The organism is Pseudomonas sp. KH_046_1 (assembly GCF_057839025.1).
In genome coordinates this window covers 989,672-1,007,200 of sequence record NZ_CM174481.1, presented here as the reverse complement: position 1 = coordinate 1,007,200, position 17,529 = coordinate 989,672, and the positions used below count along the sequence as shown (strand labels likewise).

Genomic DNA, 17,529 nt, shown 5'->3' with positions numbered 1-17,529 from the left:
TGGGAGCGAGCCTGCTCGCTCCCACATTGGGACGGTGTGAGGCCTCAAGGCGTGTCTGGCTGATTCGCCGGATGCGCCTTGATGAACGCCGGGTGCATCGCCGCCAGTGCCGCCACTCGCCGGATTCGCGGATAAGCCTCAAGAGAAACATTGAAACGCTCGGCCGCGTACAGCTGCGGGATCAGGTAGACGTCCGCCAGCCCAGGCTCTGGGCCGAAGCAGTAACCGTCATCACCGATCAACTGCTCCACCGTGGCCAGCCCTTGGCCGATCCAGTGACCGATCCACTCCACCACCTGCGGTTCGTCGTGGCCCGACTGGCGCAGCCGATTGAGCACGCTGACGTTGTGCAGCGGGTGCACATCGCAGCCAATCACAGCCGCCACGCCGCGCTCGTGAGCGCGGGCAGCCAGGTCCCCGGACAGCAGTGGCACCTGTGGATAACGTTCCTCCAGGTACTCGATGATCGCGGGAGACTGGATCAGCAATTCGCCTTCATCGGTGCGCAAGGCCGGCACGCGGCCCTGCGGGTTGATGCCCAGATAAGGCGGCTGTCGATGCTCGCCGCCCTGCGGTGCGATCAGGTTGACTGGCAAGGATTGATAATCCAGGCCCTTGAGCGCCAACGCGATACGCACCCGGTACGAAGACGTCGAACGGTAGTAGGTATAGAGTTCCATGCCCCGCTCCTTAGCGCGCCGGCAGCACTTTGCCGCGGCATTCGCCGAAACCGATGGAAGCGAAACCGTCGCGGCGGCAACGGCCGCGAAGGATGATTTCGTCACCGTCCTCAAGGAATTTACGCACCTCGCCCGAAGCCAGTTCGATCGGCTTTTTACCGCCCTCGGTAATTTCCAGCAGGCTGCCGAACTGACCGTTCTCCGGCCCCGACAACGTGCCCGAGCCGAACAAGTCACCGGCCTGCAATTGGCAACCATTGACACTGTGGTGCGCGACCATTTGCGCCACGGTCCAGTACATGTGCCCGGTGTTGCTCAGGGTCAGGCGGTGGGCTGGCAGGTTCTGTTCGCGCATGGCCTCGGTGAGCAGCAGCACTTCCAGTTCGATGTCGAATGCACCACCGGCCTGGTCGCGCTTGTCGAGCAGGTACGGCAGCGGCTGCGGATCACCTTGGGGACGCGCTGGCTGGGCACGTCGGAACGGCTCCAGCGCTTCGGCAGTGACCACCCACGGGGAGATGCTGGTGATGAAGCTTTTCGACAGGAACGGCCCCAGCGGCTGGTACTCCCAGGCCTGGATGTCCCGTGCCGACCAGTCGTTGAGCAGGCAGAAACCGGCGATGTGATCGGCGGCGTCACCAATGGCAATCGAGTCGCCCATGTCGTTGCCCTGACCGATCCAGATGCCCAGCTCCAGTTCGTAGTCCAGGCGAGCGCAAGGGCCAAAGGTCGGCTCGGTTTGGCCGGCCGGCAAGGTCTGGCCTTTCGGGCGGCGTACATCAGTACCGGACGGGCGAATGGTTGACGCACGACCGTGGTAGCCGATTGGCACGTATTTGTAGTTCGGCAGCAACGGGTTGTCGGGACGGAACAGCTTGCCAACGTTCTGCGCGTGCTCGATGCCGACGTAGAAGTCGGTGTAATCGTTGATTTTCGCTGGCAGGTGCATCTCGCAATCTGCCGCCAGTGGCAGCAGTTTTGCGCCCTGGGCTTCGATCTTGCCGTGCAGGGTGCTGCCCTCGGCGAACAGTTCCAGCAAACGCTCGCGCAACGCGACGCGAGCCTCGCGGCCCAGTTCGAAGAACGCATTCAGCTGACCGCCACGGGTGGCCTCGACGGCAGCCTTCGCGGCGCCATCGAACAATCCGGCCTCAAGGGCCGCTTGCAGATCAAAGATATGCTCGCCAATGGCCACGCCACTGCGCGGTGCCGAGCCGTTGAGGCTGAACACGCCCAGTGGCAGGTTTTGCAGGGGGAAATCCGCGTGGCCGTTGGCCGAAGCAACCCAGCTGCGAGTGATGGAAGTCTGCGTCATGGGTTATCTCCGGGTCGGGTCGAAAGTGGCGGGCAGCGTAGCCCAGCAGGCGTCGTAAGTGTTTTGCAGTTGCGGGCAATCGAGGGCGAAACGGCTTGGGCGCAACACCTGGCTGGTCTCGAACATGAACGCCATGGTGTTGTCGATTTTCGCCGGTTTGAGGTCAGCGTTGATCGCTTTGGTGCAAGTCTCTCCGTCGGGACCGTGGGCGCTCATGCAGCTGTGCAACGAAGCACCGCCGGGCACAAAGCCTTCGGCCTTGGCGTCGTATTCGCCCTGGATCAAACCCATGAATTCGTTCATCAGGTTGCGATGGAACCAAGGTGGACGGAAGGTTTTCTCGGCCACCATCCAGCGCGGCGGAAAGATCACGAAGTCGAGGTTGGCCAGGCCATGAACGCTGGTCGGCGAGGTCAGCACGGTGAAGATCGACGGATCGGGGTGATCGAAACTGACGGTGCCAATGGTGTTGAAACGGCGCAGGTCATATTTGTACGGCACGTTGTTACCGTGCCAGGCAACCACGTTGAGCGGCGAATGATTGAGCTCGCAGGCCCACAACTGGCCGAGGAACTTCTGCACCAGCGTGGTGGGTTGTTGCAGGTTTTCGTAGGCCGCCACCGGGGTCAAGAAGTCCCGCGGATTGGCCAGGCCATTGCTGCCAATCGGCCCCAGGTCCGGCAGACGCAGCGGCGCACCATGGTTTTCGGCAACATAACCGCGGGCTTGCGGGTCGAGCAGTTCGATGCGGAATTTAAGGCCGCGAGGCAGTACGGCAATTTCCAGCGGCTCCAGTTCAAGCACGCCCAGTTCGCTGGCAATGCGCAGGCGCCCCAGTTCAGGCACCAGCAACATCTCGCCGTCAGCATTGAAGAACACGCGCTCCATGGAACGGTTGGCGCGGTAGTTGTAGATGCTGATCCCGGCCGGTTTTTCTGCGCCCGAGTTGGCGGCCATGCTCACCAGACCGTCGATGAAATCGGTCGGCTCGGCAGGAATTTCCAGCGGATTCCAGCGCAGGCGGTTGGGGGTCACGTCACCCAGCGGGCCGCCGGCCAGTTGCCGGTCCAGTTTGACGAATGCCGGATGATTGGCCGACGGCTGAATGCGGTACATCCAGGTTCGCCGCGCCTCGCTGCGCGCCATGGTGAATGCCGTGCCGGAGAACAGTTCGGTGTAGAGGCCGTACGGGGCTTTTTGCGGGGAGTTCTGGCCGACGGGCAGTGCGCCGGGCAACGCTTCGCTGCTGAATTCGTTGCCGAAGCCTGACAGGTAGGCCAGCGCTGGCGTCGTTGAATCGGGGTTCATGGAGCCTCCTGAACAGGGAGTCGACAGTGGCCGCTCGCTCTATTGCAGAGGTCGAGGCACGTCCGGGTTGTTTTTATCGTAATCTGATTACGCATAACGTAATTTGATTGGTATTGACCGTCAAGCTATAAAGACGCCCATTCGTCCCGGGAGCCCAGCCACCATGGAAAAAACCAGCGACAACAACGGTAAACAGAAAGTCCGCTCGGCCGAGGTTGGCACCGACATCCTCAAGGCTCTGGCCGAGTTGTCGCCTTCGACTTCGCTGTCGCGCCTGGCCGAACACGTGCAGATGCCGGCGAGCAAGGTTCACCGCTATTTGCAGGCCTTGATCGCCAGCGGATTCGCCGAACAGAACACCGCCACCAACCATTACGGCCTGGGCCGCGAAGCCTTGCGCGTAGGGTTGGCGGCACTCAACAGTATGGACGTGCTGAAAGTCGCCGCCCTGCCTCTGGCCGAATTGCGCGATGACTTGAATGAAACCTGTTTTCTGGCGGTGTGGGGCAATCAGGGCGCGACCGTGGTGCATATCGAACCGGCGGTGCGTGCGGTGACGGTGGTGACACAACTGGGCTCGGTGTTGCCATTGCTCAGTTCTTCGACGGGACTGGTGTTTGGCGCCTACCTGCCGAAACGCGAAACCGAGGATCTGCGCGTACAGGAATTACAGTCCCAGACAGCCCACGCGCTGGCAGACGATCAGGCCTATGCGGCCCAGTGCGAACAAATCCGCGCACGCGGCTTGCACCATGTACATGGTTTGCTGCTGCCAGGGGTGGATGCCTTGTCGGCACCGGTGTTCAACGCGATGGGCAGAGTGGTTGCCGTGCTGACGGTGGTGGGGCCGACATCGTTGTTCCATGCCGATGAAAACGGTCCGGCGGCGCAGCGTCTGTTATCCGCCAGTCATTCGGTCAGCTGGCGCATGGGTTTTGAACCCGCCGTACCCGCAACCTGATTGCGGCAGTTGTGCCAACCAAGGGGTTGGCACAACTACTTTGATAGAACCACCAATCAGCTCAGTAAATCCCGGGCAATTGCTGCCCCCATTTCATTGAGCTCATCAAGTTTCACACCATCGAAACGATATTTCTGGTCAAACGTGTACGGCTCGGAAAAGACTCCCAAATTCTCACTGGCGAATTTTGGAACTTCACCATCCTGCAACTTGAGAAAAAATGCCGAGACCAGTGATTGAGAGTAAATAACCGTCGAATCGTCAGCCGACGCAACTGCATTTATATATACCTTATCGACATCAATACCGCGACCACTGAGCCTTGCGTGCAGCTTGGCCCGCACCAGCTCCTTTGTCAGTTGTTCCATGCCTTAAAACTCCATAATTGAATGGGCTACGAAAGTCCCTGAGTATCAGATCAGGAAATCCGGAGCAATTCCGATCACCAGGTCACTAATATCCTTGATCGTGAGTTGCGGATGCAAATCAGATTCCCGGGAACTGTAGGCGATCGAATAAACGCCCTGTCCTTCGCCGTAATAGTAAGGAATTTCATTATGCTGAAAATAAGCAAAGACATCTTCAGCCAGACTTCGGGACTGAAATATCTTTCGCCCGTCCGCTTCCATCACAAAACTGGTCAAGTACACGTTATCAATATTGATTTCCGGGATCTGATACTTTAACGCTGTGTGGACCTGCTCGATACCAGAAACCTTGATCGAGCGCTTTGAAAGGTTGATTGAGGGCGCATCGGTCAACCGACGGACGATATCAATTACTATTTTTTCAAACGCTACCAGATCCAGCCCGTCAACCTTATGCTCCGGTTCGAAAGAATACCGCCGATTGAAGATTCCATTGATAGCCTGGACATAATTAGGCAGTGTCTCTTTCTCAACCCACTCCAGCGTCTCATCGAATAACGTCCTGGACTCGCTGACGTCAGTGCCAACAATATCAACCCGCGTATTCAGATAGGTCTTGAACGGATTGACCCCGAGTTTCCCCAGGCGTTCAGCCAACAGCACCTTGACGGCGAAATCCGCACGAATACGCTTCAATAGCACAATCTTACTGTTAGAAAAAAAACTCTCACTCATACAGACTTCCTGTCACGTTAAATAGCCGAGCATCCTGCTCGACCTGTCGACCATTATACTGACAATACAACTAATTGCTTATTTGTCAGCGCCGACGAGCATACTAATCGACACAGTTATTTATGCACGCGACAGTATGTTTTAATTCATTTCCAAACGAAAAACCAACAACTACCAACTCTGCATTATCAACCCCAACTTCTTCGCCATGGCAACTGCTTGTGTACGCCGTTCCACACCCAACTTGCTGTGAATGCGCCGGGCATGGGTTTTAACCGTATGCAACGAAATGAACAGCTGCTCGGCAATTTGCTGATTGGAATTACCCTGGGCAATCAAGCCGAGCACTTCCAGCTCCCGACAACTCAGCAGGCTGGCATCCACGACCAGCGTGGTCACCGTCTCCTCGCCTTGTAAACGACAGATCAGATTCGGCTGGCGTAAGTTCAAATCACGCAATGCCTGTTGCCCCTGACAACGCTTCACCAGCGCCAGACCGGCCTCCAGTGCCGAGTGAGCCATGTCCGGCTCGCCCGTCAGGTCCGCCACTTCGCAGATCGCCAGTTGCAACTCCGTTTCCAGCGCCTGCATGGCGTGTTGTTGCGCGTGCTCGAGTAACGCCTTGAGCCGATCCAATGGACGTTGCGCCAGTTGCAAATGAGTCTCGGCCAGCACCAACTGGTATTCGATACGCGCAATCAGCTGCAGAGTGGCTGGCGGTGCCTGGCGCGCGTGGGCCCCACGGTAATGACGCAAGACCCGGGTCAGCGCTTCCCGGGCCAACTCCGGGCGCCCTTGTTGCAGCCAGAAATGACTGCTGATTTGCAGCAGCACGCCGCGATACACCGTATCGGGGATCTGCCGTTGCTGCATCAACCGTTCGGCCTCGCGCAGACGATCAAACGCATGAGCGTAGTCGCGTTGATTGGCCGCCAGTTGCGCCTGCCCGAGAAACCCGTACAACACGTGCTTGTCCTGACTGTGCAGGCAGTCATCGAGACCTGCCTGGAAACATTCACCGGCCAATTCATCCTGACCCTGGCACAAGGCCAACCGCCCACGCCGCAGTGCGATTCGTCCCAGCAGCGGCGTCGGTCGATCAGCCTGCCGTCCGAGCATTTCATGGATGTCGGCCAGCAAATGGCTTGCTCGCCGCGGTGCACCACGCTGCTCCAGCAGCTGCGCATGATCGAGTTCGAGCAAGCCTTCAAACAACAACGAGCCTTGTGCCCGCGCCAGGCACAGTGCGTCACGATTGAAGGACTGGGCGGCATCGAGGTCGGCGTTGAGTAGCGCTTGCTGGGTCAACCCGGACAGACACAACAACCGCGCGGACCACGCCTCGGCCGCCAGATCGTCCAGCGCCTCGATAAAATGCGCCCGTGCCGCCGGCAGGCGTCCCTGCAAATGCAACAACCAACCCTGTTGCGCCTGCCAACGCGCCAGCAGTTGCCGTTGCAAGGATGCCGTCGGTTGTGGGGCAAATCGCGACAGCTGCCCAATGCAGGCAGCCGCCTGCTCGAAACGCCCGGCAAACAGCAACGCTGCGGTAATCAACCCCACTCTTTGCGGAGTGCCCAGGGTCAACTGTTCTCCCAGCTGCTCGTGCAGCTTGAGTAACCAGCTGACGTTCTGACGCTTGAACAGATGCTCAAAACTGAAATGCTGCAACAGGCTGACTGCAACTTCGAACTCCTGCGCCAACAGAGCCTGCTCGAAGGCGCCCTGCCAGTCTTCTTCGGCGCTGAACCATTGGCACGCGCGGCGATGCCAGGATCGCCCGGCCGGGGTCGGCTCTTCACGCATCTCCCGGGCCAGTGGCTCGAAGATCCGCAACCACTCGACGGAGTCTTCCCAGGGTTCAATGAAGCAACCCATTTCCTGCAACGCGTGCAGCCACTGCGCGCCCTCACCCGTACCGAAAAGATGCTCGCACAAGCTGGCGTTGAAGCGTGGCAGATGAACCAACACCTGCCAGACCTCAACCAACTCCGGCGGCAAGGTGTTGAACAACTCGTGTTGCAGATAATCGAGCAATGTTGCCGAACGCCCCTGCTCACCCGACCACGGACAACCATTGAGCAATGCGATCCGCACGCCAGCGCACCAGCCACCGCTGCGCTGAACCACCCTTTTGGCGGTTTGTGCCGCCAGGGTCGGCTCGATATGACCGAGCAACTGCCCGACCTCGTCCTCGGTAAACGCCAGCGCCCGGCCTTCGCACTCGTACAACTCATCATCGAGCAGCAGCCGTGGCCAGTTGCAGGGTGGTCGTCGACGGGAACTCAGCCACCAGGTCAGCGCCGGGCTGGCGACGGCCAACAGGCGATCGAGCATCCGGTCGAGTTCCGGATTGGGTGCTCGGCAGTAATCATCGATAAACAGCCAGGTCGGCGCCTGTAATCGGGCCAGATGTGCCAGCAGCCCGGGTTCATCCGTCGAGGGCAGACCCAGCGCTTGCGTCAGGCTCAACAAAAAATCGGCTGCACTCAGCGACTCCCCCGCCAGCGGCAGCCAACAGACCCGAGCGTGCTCCGGCGCCCGCAGCAGGCATTCGGTGAGCAATGCGCTCTTGCCACTACCGGCCGGTGCGCAAAGCAACTTCACCCGCGCGGTCGAGACCAGCATGGGGTCAATCAGCCGCTCGCGGAACAGATGATGGGACGACAGTCGGGGCAGGAAGCCAGGGTGGTCCAGACAGTGCGTCATTGCAGTCATTGTGGTGCGCCTTTTTTATAATTCTGGCGCCACCCTAGCCCCCTCCCGAACGCTTGTTGAAGAAGTATTCAACACACTGATCGACCGCTATAAAAAAGGTGACCGCAAAGTCACCTTCTTGTGTAGGAGCCTGTAGGAAACCTACCGAACCCCTGTGCTACGCAAGGCTGCTGGCGTGTAGTCCCCCGCTTTTGCTTCGATGTTGAATTCGAAGCTGCGCTTCTCTTCGTTCTTCATTCCCAGGGCGATATAGCGGCCGGCGATCAGGTCATACAGCGCTTCGACGGTGTAGGCCGGCACTTGGTGATCGTAGTAGAACTGGGCATGCCCTTCGGCGACGCGCCAGAGCTGGCCACGCCCGTCGTAGTGGTCGGCCAGCGCCACTTGCCAGCTGTCTTCGTCGATGTACATGTGGCGTTTGGCGTACACATGCCGCTCACTTGGCTTGACCGTGGCGACGACTTCCCAGACCCGGTGCAACTCATAGCGGGTCAGGTCCTGATTGATGTGCCCGGCTTTGATCACATCGGTGTACTTGAGGTCTGGCGAGTCGAGCTTGTAGCTGTTGTAGGGGATGTACATCTCCTTCTTGCCGATCAGTTTCCAGTCGTAGCGATCCGGCGCGCCGGAAAACATGTCGAAGTTGTCGGTGGTGCGCAGGCCGTCGGATGAGGTGCCGACGCCGTCATAAGCGACCTGTGGCGCACGCCGTACCCGGCGTTGGCCTGCGTTGTAGATCCAGGCCTTGCGCGACTCCTTGACCTGGTCGAGGGTCTCGTGAACCAGCAACACGTTGCCCGCCAGCCGCGCCGGGGCGGTCACTTCCTGCTTGAAGTAGTTGAGGACGTTATCGTCGCTGCCCGGTTTCAGATCACCGAGCAACGACGGCACGGCGACCTCGTCCTTGAAGCGGATCACGGTGAAGTCGCCATTGGACTGCGGTGTCGCCTGGGTGATGGTGCGGCGCAGATTGCCGCCGTGATAACGCGTGACGTGGTTCCAGATCACTTCTACGCCATTCTTCGGAATCGGGAACGCGTAGTAGCGATTGCCGGTGAAGTTGGCCAGGCCGTTACCGTCGTTGATCGGTGTTACGTTCAGTGCGCTGCGTTTGGCCGACTCATAGATTTCTGCCGGTAATGCCACGGTGCGGTGGCTCGGATAGACCGGAATCTTGTAAGTCTCGGGATAGCGTTTGAACATCGCGATCTGGCCATCGGAGAGTTTGTCCTTGTACTTGTCGACGGTCGCTGCGGTGATCACGAACAAGGGCTTTTCGCTGGCGAAGGGGTCGGCCAGGAAACCTTTGCTGTCCACGGCGCCAGCGTTTTTCGGGATGCCGCCGGTCCAGGCCGGAATCGAGCCATCGGCATTACCGGCCTTCTCGGCACCGAGTGGGGTCAGGCTGGTGCCGAGCTTGTTGGCTTCTTCCGGCGACACCGCGGCCATCACGTTGGCGGCCAGCAGACTCAGGGCCAGAACGGTGCCCAATTGCAGAATCATCTTGCGCATTGAATTCATCCTTTTCAGCCAGATCAGAAGTTCACACCAAAGCTCAACGCCACGAAGTCACGGTCGGTGAGGACGTTGTAGTCCCCGCCGAAAAAGTCGGTGTAACTGAGGCTCGCGGTATAGGTGTTGCGATAGTCCGCATCGACACCGAGGCTGACGGCCTTGGCGCCTTCGTTGAACAGACCATTGGGGCCGAAGCCTGCGACGTCGTGGGACCACGAAAGGTTGGGCCTGACGTTGATCCCGGCGATGAGGTTGTTGTAGTCGAGGATGGCCCGGCCGCGATAACCCCATGAAGTCGAGGTCACGAAGCCGCCGGTATCACCGCCGAAACCATACTGGCCATACACCGAGTCGCGGCCGTAGCGCAGTTTGGTCCGCGATTCCAGGCCACCGACCCGAACCACCGCCGCCTCGCCCACCAGGGTCAGGCGATCCGCACCTGCGACCTGATCGATGAAGTGCGTCAGGGTGCTCTGGATCTGCGTCACTTCCTTGCGGCGATAACCTTTGTTGTCAGCTCCGGGTGAAGTGGCAATGGGCGATGCCGCACCGCCCGCAATCGGATTGAGCATGGCCAGGGTCAGGTCATTGGTGTTGACCTGCACCGGGAGGTTGGGGCGGTAGCTGATTTCCCCGCTCCACGCGGTGCCGGTGGATAAGGTGGTGGAGAAGCTCGCGCCGTAGAGGCGGATGTCCTCCGGGTATTCGAGGTAATACTGGCCGCGACCGAGCATCACACTTTGGGCCAGGCCCGAACCGCTGCCGGGCGCGATACGGTTGGCGGTGGCAACGATCCCCGGAATGCTCGCCAGCGTACTGAGGCCGGCGGTGGTGGTCCCGACATTCGGTGAACGGCTGTGATAGTTCATGAAGTACAGGCCGTACTCGGTGTCGTCCCCCAACCAGCGCAACGCCGTACCCCACTGCCCGGAGTCCCGGGCATCGCGGTCACCGCCACGGGGAACGATCACCCCCTCCTTGCTGACCTCGAAGCCCTGGCCAAAGGCAGCCGCAATCGGCTGCAAGGGTGCAATGGCCGGGTTGGCGACGGTGTAGCCCTTGTTGCAACCGTCCGCCACCACATCGACACCAAAGAAAGTGCCGCAGTTATCGACGACCGTCTGGTCCCACTCCAGTTGATAGAAGCCTTCCACGGTCAACTTCTCCGTCAGGCCCTGGGAGGCGAACAGCATGTTGACCGGGATCAGCCCCTCCTTGATCTCGGCGCCAGGACGACGGAACGCGGACACGTCGACCGGATTAATGCTGTTGATCGAGTTGCCGATGAAGGTGCTCTCGCCCCAACTGACCACCTGCTTGCCGGCGCGCAAAGTGCCCGGCAAATCGGCGAGGGAATAGTTGTGATAAACGAAGGCGTCGAGAATTTGCCCGCCTGAAGACTTGGCGCCTTCTTTGCGATTGTGATCGCTGATGTCCTTGAACGGGCGGCTTTCATCCTTCAGTTCAAAGTCGTACCAATACTTGCCACGCACGAACACACCGGTGTCGCCGTACTTCAGTTCGAGGTCATGAATCCCCTTGAAGATCTTCGAGAAGGTTTCGCCCTTCTTGAAGTTCAGTCGCCCGTCGTCACCGGTCGAAGACTGGCCGGAACCGCCATTGACGGTGCCCACCAGGGCGTCATCCGCATCACGCATGCCCCAGCTCGCGCCGACCGACAGCGAGGAGTCGAACGTCCCCTCGATTTCCCCGATGTTGAACGAAATGGCCTGTGCCTGGGCACAGCAACCCAAGGCGACCGCAGCCGCCAGTGCCTGCGGTGTGAAGATGGCGCGCATTGTTGTTTTTGTCATGCGTCTTCCCCCGGTGAGTGACAGAAGGCCTCACCCTACTGCCGGGCATCGGGGTCGATAAGCGCACCAAGTAGGTATTCGTGGTGTACCTCTTAAGGATGACTGGCACAGGGTCATCAACCAGACGACGAGCACCCGAATACTGACTGTTGCCGGGGCTGCAACAGTGCATGTCCGTAATTGGTATTTTTCCTACGACAGCAAGGGCTTATTCTTGCCTCGCTGTCACAGCAAACCACCGCAAGGCACGATGTACCGGTCTGCACCGTGACTGAAAGATTTCAGATGAATTGAGGAATCGGTTCATCGCCCCGTGTTCACTGACGTTGATTTGTAGCTCCTGATCCAACGTCTTACCTTGGCCGCTGCGTTTGCAGCGGCCTTTTTTATGGGCGATGGTTTTTGATGAATCACTGCTGCCAGTCGGTAACCCTGACCATCCAGGCAAAACTTCGCATGCCTACATTTCTTACAGAAATGGACTACAGGCATAAGTAAACACCAATAGCACTCAAGCCATTAAGTTGAACAGCAAGCCGGCGAACGACTTCTATCGTCGTCCGACTTCAAACTTACCTATTGCGAGTGCAACTATGAAACCCATCAACTACAGCCATTATCGTTCAACCAGAAGCTTCAACAGCCGAGTACGCTTTTTGGTTCTTCACTACACGGCCGCTAACTTTTCAAGCTCTGTCAGTGCTCTGACCGGCCCGAATGTCAGCGCGCACTATCTGATTCCGGATATTACTGACCCCAGTTACCTGAGTGCCGGTTATACCGTGCAGGAAGTTTTCAACCTGGTGGATGAAACCCATCGCGCGTGGCACGCGGGCGTCAGTCAGTGGGGTAACCGCAGCAGTCTGAATGACACGTCCATCGGCATTGAAGTCGTCAATCTGGCGACTGACAACAAAGGTGAATTCACCTTCCCGCCGTATCACCCCGAGCAGATTACTGTGATTGAACAACTGGCGCTGAACATCCTCAAGCGCTACCCGGACATCACACCGACGCAGGTTTTGGGCCACTCCGATATTTCGATCGGCCGCAAAAGTGACCCGGGGCCAATGTTTCCCTGGCAGGCGCTGTACTTGAAAGGCGTCGGCGCCTGGTTCGATGAAACCACTCGGGACGAGTATCTGCGCCAATACAACACTTCGGGCATTCCAGCCCGATGCGAATTACTGGGGCTGTTCAAAACCTATGGATACGATGTTTCGGGCGCGTCCACGGAAGGCGGTTTTCAACAGTTGGTGCGGGCATTCCAGATGCATTTTCGCCCGGATAACTTCGATGGAAAAATGGACGCACAAACCGCCGCCAATCTGAAGGCGCTGGTAGTCAAATACTTTCCCCGCTGATCATTGACAAACGGCTTCCAGCCGACAAATGCAACAACCGGCAGGGTCAGTCAATGCGACCTTGCCGGCGCTATCAGAGCGTATATTTATGTAAATTCCCCATCATTTCCTTCAGCGCTTCGATGTTGTCTTTCGGATGCGCCGCGCCTTCGAAATCACAGATCTGCTGCCAATGAGCTGCCACGTCTTCCGGGGAGAAACCTGTCCGTGGATCGAACCCGGCACCGAGGCTGCGCTCCCAGCGGACCTTGCCCATCCAGCCGCCGCCGACTTCGAACAGACCGGAGGTTTCCTCGCAGCTCTCGCTGGCCAGGTACACCACCAGCGGGCTGACCAGTTCGGGCTTGAGCTGTTCGAAGACTTGCGGCGGGATCAGGCCTTCGGTCATGCGCGTGCCGCCAGTGGGGGCGATGGCGTTGACCAGGATGTTGTTCTTGCGGCCTTCGATGGCCAGGGTGCGGGTCAGGCCATAGAGACCGAGCTTGGCCATGCCGTAGTTGGACTGGCCGAAGTTGCCATAGATGCCCGAGGTCGACGCGGTGAAAATCACCCGGCCGTAGTTTTGCTCGCGCATGTGTGGCCAGGCGGCGCGGGTGACTTTGTAGGCACCTTCGACGTGGACGCGGTAAACCAGGTCCCAGTCGGCGTCATCCATTTTGTGAAAGGTCTTGTCGCGCAGGATCCCGGCATTATTGACCACCACATCGACGCGACCGAAGACGTCCAGGGCGTGCTGGACCAGTTTGTCACCGTCAGTGACCGAGTCGTGGTTGGCCTCGGCGATGCCACCAGCCTCGCGAATGTCCGCCACCACGCGGTCGGCGGCCGAGGCGTTGGCGCCTTCGCCCTGAGTCGAGCCGCCAAGATCGTTGACCAGCACCCTGGCGCCCTGTTTGGCGAACAGCAGTGCATGCGCCCGTCCCAGGCCGCCACCAGCTCCGGTGATGATCACGACTTTATCTTCGAAGCGCACAGACTCATTCATGGGGGACTCCAGCAGGCCAAGGGACAGTGAGTCCGAGTTTCAGGCACGGCGCAGCGGGTCACAATGAACACGGGGGAGGCTGAATGGTGGGCGATAAGGCTGGGGGATGATTGATAGAGAAAATGGACACGAAACCCTGTGGCGAGGGATCGCTTGCTTACTCAGGAACACGCCAGCTTGCGCGGCGGCAACAACAGTTGATCGCGAAACGCCAGGTAGTGCTTGAGCACCTCGCAGGGCGCCTCGATCTGCGGGTAGTGGCCAATGTCGGGCAACACCACCGTGTCCGCCTCCGGGATCAGCTCCCGGTAACGCTCGACCATGTGCACGCCGGAGACCGGATCGACCCCGCCATCGATCACTCGCAGCGGCACTTCACCGCGTTGCATCGCGCTCACCCAGCGGTTGCGCCAGACGCGTCGCTCCGGGATGTAGGTGATCAATTTGTGCATGATCCGTGGCCCGTGATGGCTTTCGACCAGGCTCCAGAAATCATCCATCTGGCTTTCACTGGGACGGGTTTGCGGACCGAAAATCCGCCGAAAGCTTCTCACCAGGCCATCACGGCTGAAGGCGCGGCCAATCATCCAGCCCAACGGGCTGAGCAAGAGTTTTTGCATCAGTAGCGGGTGGTGGGTTTCCGGAAACAACCCGCCGTTGAGAAACACGCAACTGGCCAGCTCCACCCGCGACTCGTAATGCCGGGCCAGCAGTTCCTGAGCCACGCTGTCGCCGTAATCGTGGGCGAGCAGGTGCACTGGCTGCTCCACATTAAGGTGTTCAAGCAGTGCCTGTTGCAGATCCGCTTGCTCCAGCAGGCTGTATTCGTGATTCGCCGGTTTGGCCGAATCGCCAAAGCCCAGCATGTCGCAAGCGATCACGCGAAAACGCTGGGCCAATGGCTGCCACAGGTAATGCCAGTCCCAACTGGCGGACGGAAAGCCGTGAATGAGCAGCAGTGGCTCACCCTGCCCTGCTGTCCAGTAACGGATGCTCTGGTCACGAAAAATGAACGTCTGGCTGCGCTTGCGCCAGACACACAGTGGGATCTCGGCGAGTGCCATTAGAGTTTATAACTCGGGTCCAGTTTATCGAGTTTGCGCAGCAGCGCCGGCCACGCCAGCGCTCCGCCCATTCCTTGAGCACTTCGGGTGACACCCGCGATCATGGCTTTGGCACCGGCCAGAATCTGCGGTTCGATAGCGATCAGTTCAGCGGCACCGTTTTGCGCCATGACCTGAATGTCGCAGGCACGCTGAAAGGTGAACATCATCAGGAACGTATCGGCGATGCTGCTGCCGCAGGTCAGCAGACCGTGGTTATGCAACATCAGGAAATTGTTTTCGCCGAGGTCGGCCTGCAGCCGCACTTTCTCTTCATGGTTGAGCGCCACGCCTTCATAGGTGTGATAGGCCAGGCTGGAAAGCACGAACAACGACTGTTGGCTGATCGGCAGAACGCCCTGCTTCTGTGCCGACACCGCAACCCCCGAAGCCGTGTGGGTGTGGAGCACGCAGACGACATCGTGACGGACTTCATGCACGGCGCTGTGGATGGTGTAACCCGCCGGATTGATCTCGTAAGGACTGTCCATCAGCTTGTTGCCGGCCTGATCCACCTTGACCAGGCTCGACGCGGTCATTTCGTGAAACATCAACCCGAACGGGTTGATCAGGAAATCTTCGGTGCCGGGCACCTTGGCGGAGATATGGGTGAAGATCAGGTCATCCCAGCCATATTGGGCGACCAGGCGATAACAGGCCGCCAGGTCGACGCGGGTCTGCCACTCGGCAGCACTGACCTGGTCTTTGACACTGTGTGGCGATTGGACGGGAGCGACAGTCACGGCAAGGAGCCTCGGTGTTTTTATGATGGAGTGTTTCCAATGATTACCGAGTCTAGTCAGCCCTTGAGGTTCGTGTAGTTGCATTCGCAGCCAGCTTGGTGGCCCTGCGAGTCAGTCGTCCTGTTGCCCTGGATCCATGTCGAATGACCGGCGTCAGCAAGGGTCTGACAGGCAGTTTTTACCGCACTGTCAGCCCCCTGACTGGAATGGATGCCGGAGTAACAATCAGGCGCGCAATGCGCTGATCAGGTCGGCCAGCCAAGGCTCGGCGTCCGTCTCGGGGGTCACGGTTTCGCTGGCATCCAGGCGCAGCATCGGCAGTACTTCGCGAATGCCCAGTTCACCGAACAATTCGCGCATCTGCTCGCCGCCGCCACAAAAAGTATCGCCATAACTCGCATCACCCAATCCGATCACCGCACCTGGCAAACCGCGCCAAGCCGCTGGCAATTGCTCACGAATGCTCGAATACAGCGGTTGCAGGTTGTCCGGCAGCTCACCCATGCCGGTGGTCGACGTCACCGCCAGAAAGGCTTCTGGGCCAAACGCCTGGACATCGGCGAGGGTCGCACGCGGGTTGTGCCAGGTTTCGAAACCGGCGGCTTTCAACAGGCTGGCGGCGTGGCGGGCAACTTCTTCGGCCGTGCCGTACACCGAGCCGGAAATGATGGCGACTTTCATCAATCTGATCCTGAATCCGAGTAAAAGACCCGGATATTAACAGCACGGTCGTGATTGTTCTTTTAGAATGCAATCGAAAATCAATCAGGAAAGGATACTCCGATGATTAATGCACAGCTGCTGCAAATGGTAATCAACGCCTCCAACGACGGTATCGTGATTGCCGAAAAGGAAGGCGATCAGGACAAAATCCTCATTTACGTCAACCCCGCGTTCGAACGCCTGACGGGGTACTCCAGCGAAGAAATCCTCTATCAGGATTGCCGCTTCCTGCAGTCGGGGGATCGCGACCAGGAAGCCCTGCCGCTGATTCGCGACGCCTTGAACGGTGAAGGATGCTGCCGGGAAATACTGCGCAACTACCGCAAGGACGGCACACCGTTCTGGAACGAACTGTCCCTTTCCACGGTGAAAAATCCAGCGGACGGGCAAACCTATTTTGTCGGCGTGCAGAAAGACGTCACCGTGCAGGTCAAGGCGCAACAGCGCGTGGCCCAGTTGGAAGGACAGTTGGCTGAACTCCAGGCCGAACTTGCCGCGTTCAAGGCGACGAACGGCAAAAACAAAATTCAGAATTAATGGTCAGTAACTACAATCACCAATGACTTTGTAACCCTATCTTTCGAGCTGGCCATGCAACGCGACGCGCTCCTGACCCAGGATGAACTGGATTTCATCCAGGCCATGCAACACAACCCGCAACTCAATGTGCGGGACGCGACGTCGAGTCTGCTCGTCAACGGTGGGTCGCAAATCCGTGACCTGCTCACCCGTCTGGCGGCCCATGAGCAGGTCACCATTCAAGCCAGTTTCGAAAACCAGCAAATGACCTTCCCCTTGCACCTGGTGGAAGACGAGTTTCATGCGCTGCATTTGCGCCTCGGTGTGCCGAGCATCTATGAAGACGGGCCGATGGCCCGGCCTTGGCGCCTGGTACTGGACGAACCGGTAGCGCTGGAAAACGCCAAGGGTCAACCCGGCACCCTGTGGGTACACGAAGTGTCGTGCAAAGGGGTTCTGCTGGAGGTTCGCAACAAGACCAAGCCACCGAAGCATTTCGCCTTGTGGTTCAGCCCGTCAGGCTATGAGCGGATTGCCTTGCGTGGCACTTTCGAGAAAGAAAACGAACAGGGTTTCTTTGCCTATCAGCTGAGCCAGAACGATACGGATGAAACCGAGCGTCTGCGCCAGTTCATCCTGCAACAGCATCGTTTGACTCATCCAGCGCTGCATCTCTGA

General features: G+C 58.8%; 16 protein-coding genes. 4 read left to right on the top strand and 12 right to left on the bottom strand.

Going from position 1 to position 17,529, the window contains the following annotated elements:
- Window positions 1–44: 44 nt before the first annotated feature.
- The 3 genes from maiA to hmgA are packed head-to-tail and all read right to left on the bottom strand — an operon-like array spanning window position 45 to window position 3,303.
- Window positions 45–680 (bottom strand): maleylacetoacetate isomerase, encoded by a 636-nt coding sequence (gene maiA, locus AC3IT9_RS04480; protein ID WP_150727389.1) that lies wholly within the window; start codon window positions 678–680, stop codon window positions 45–47.
- A gap of 10 nt (window positions 681–690) precedes the next feature.
- A complete protein-coding gene (fahA, locus tag AC3IT9_RS04475; protein ID WP_150758004.1) occupies window positions 691–1,995 on the bottom strand; it encodes a fumarylacetoacetase in 1,305 nt (434 codons plus the stop codon).
- A gap of 3 nt (window positions 1,996–1,998) precedes the next feature.
- Window positions 1,999–3,303 (bottom strand): homogentisate 1,2-dioxygenase, encoded by a 1,305-nt coding sequence (gene hmgA, locus AC3IT9_RS04470; RefSeq protein ID WP_150727391.1) that lies wholly within the window; start codon window positions 3,301–3,303, stop codon window positions 1,999–2,001.
- 163 nt (window positions 3,304–3,466) lie between these two features.
- Between hmgA and AC3IT9_RS04465 the strand changes: the two genes are divergently transcribed.
- On the top strand, window positions 3,467–4,264 hold the full coding sequence (locus tag AC3IT9_RS04465; protein WP_489272172.1) for an IclR family transcriptional regulator: 798 nt from the start codon (window positions 3,467–3,469) through the stop codon (window positions 4,262–4,264).
- A gap of 56 nt (window positions 4,265–4,320) precedes the next feature.
- On the opposite strand, the gene AC3IT9_RS04460 is transcribed toward AC3IT9_RS04465, so the two are convergent.
- The 5 genes from AC3IT9_RS04460 to AC3IT9_RS04440 form a co-directional block, all read right to left on the bottom strand.
- A complete protein-coding gene (locus AC3IT9_RS04460; protein ID WP_489272171.1) occupies window positions 4,321–4,632 on the bottom strand; it encodes a hypothetical protein in 312 nt (103 codons plus the stop codon).
- A gap of 45 nt (window positions 4,633–4,677) precedes the next feature.
- Window positions 4,678–5,367 carry a hypothetical protein gene (locus AC3IT9_RS04455; protein WP_489272169.1) on the bottom strand — a complete coding sequence of 230 codons (690 nt, stop codon included), beginning with the start codon at window positions 5,365–5,367 and terminating at the stop codon, window positions 4,678–4,680.
- Between the two features lie 171 nt (window positions 5,368–5,538).
- Window positions 5,539–8,085 (bottom strand): LuxR C-terminal-related transcriptional regulator, encoded by a 2,547-nt coding sequence (locus AC3IT9_RS04450; RefSeq protein ID WP_489272167.1) that lies wholly within the window; start codon window positions 8,083–8,085, stop codon window positions 5,539–5,541.
- Between the two features lie 141 nt (window positions 8,086–8,226).
- Window positions 8,227–9,597 carry a DUF1329 domain-containing protein gene (locus tag AC3IT9_RS04445; RefSeq protein ID WP_489272166.1) on the bottom strand — a complete coding sequence of 457 codons (1,371 nt, stop codon included), beginning with the start codon at window positions 9,595–9,597 and terminating at the stop codon, window positions 8,227–8,229.
- 23 nt (window positions 9,598–9,620) lie between these two features.
- A complete protein-coding gene (locus AC3IT9_RS04440; RefSeq protein ID WP_150727397.1) occupies window positions 9,621–11,414 on the bottom strand; it encodes a DUF1302 domain-containing protein in 1,794 nt (597 codons plus the stop codon).
- A 593-nt stretch (window positions 11,415–12,007) separates the two neighbouring features.
- On the opposite strand from AC3IT9_RS04440, the gene AC3IT9_RS04435 reads away from it, so the two are divergent.
- Window positions 12,008–12,778: an N-acetylmuramoyl-L-alanine amidase gene (locus tag AC3IT9_RS04435; RefSeq protein WP_489272165.1), complete on the top strand. Its 771-nt coding sequence runs from the start codon at window positions 12,008–12,010 to the stop codon at window positions 12,776–12,778.
- A gap of 73 nt (window positions 12,779–12,851) precedes the next feature.
- Here AC3IT9_RS04435 and AC3IT9_RS04430 read toward each other — a convergent pair whose 3' ends face one another.
- From AC3IT9_RS04430 to AC3IT9_RS04415, 4 genes are all read right to left on the bottom strand, one after another.
- Window positions 12,852–13,763, bottom strand: coding sequence for an SDR family oxidoreductase (locus tag AC3IT9_RS04430; RefSeq protein WP_489272164.1), 912 nt, complete (start codon window positions 13,761–13,763; stop codon window positions 12,852–12,854).
- Window positions 13,764–13,924: 161 nt separating this feature from the next.
- Window positions 13,925–14,827 carry an alpha/beta fold hydrolase gene (locus tag AC3IT9_RS04425; protein WP_489272163.1) on the bottom strand — a complete coding sequence of 301 codons (903 nt, stop codon included), beginning with the start codon at window positions 14,825–14,827 and terminating at the stop codon, window positions 13,925–13,927.
- Window positions 14,827–15,609: a class II aldolase/adducin family protein gene (locus tag AC3IT9_RS04420; protein ID WP_489272161.1), complete on the bottom strand. Its 783-nt coding sequence runs from the start codon at window positions 15,607–15,609 to the stop codon at window positions 14,827–14,829. The genes AC3IT9_RS04425 and AC3IT9_RS04420 overlap by 1 nt, the downstream gene beginning before the upstream one ends.
- Window positions 15,610–15,834: 225 nt before the next feature.
- A complete protein-coding gene (locus tag AC3IT9_RS04415) occupies window positions 15,835–16,290 on the bottom strand; it encodes a flavodoxin (RefSeq protein ID WP_150727402.1) in 456 nt (151 codons plus the stop codon).
- A gap of 102 nt (window positions 16,291–16,392) precedes the next feature.
- Here AC3IT9_RS04415 and AC3IT9_RS04410 point away from each other — a divergent pair, with 102 nt between their 5' ends.
- The gene (locus AC3IT9_RS04410) at window positions 16,393–16,869 is read left to right on the top strand and encodes a PAS domain-containing protein (protein ID WP_150727403.1); all 477 of its coding nucleotides are present in this window, start codon (window positions 16,393–16,395) and stop codon (window positions 16,867–16,869) included.
- A gap of 54 nt (window positions 16,870–16,923) precedes the next feature.
- Window positions 16,924–17,529: a hypothetical protein gene (locus AC3IT9_RS04405; RefSeq protein WP_150727404.1), complete on the top strand. Its 606-nt coding sequence runs from the start codon at window positions 16,924–16,926 to the stop codon at window positions 17,527–17,529.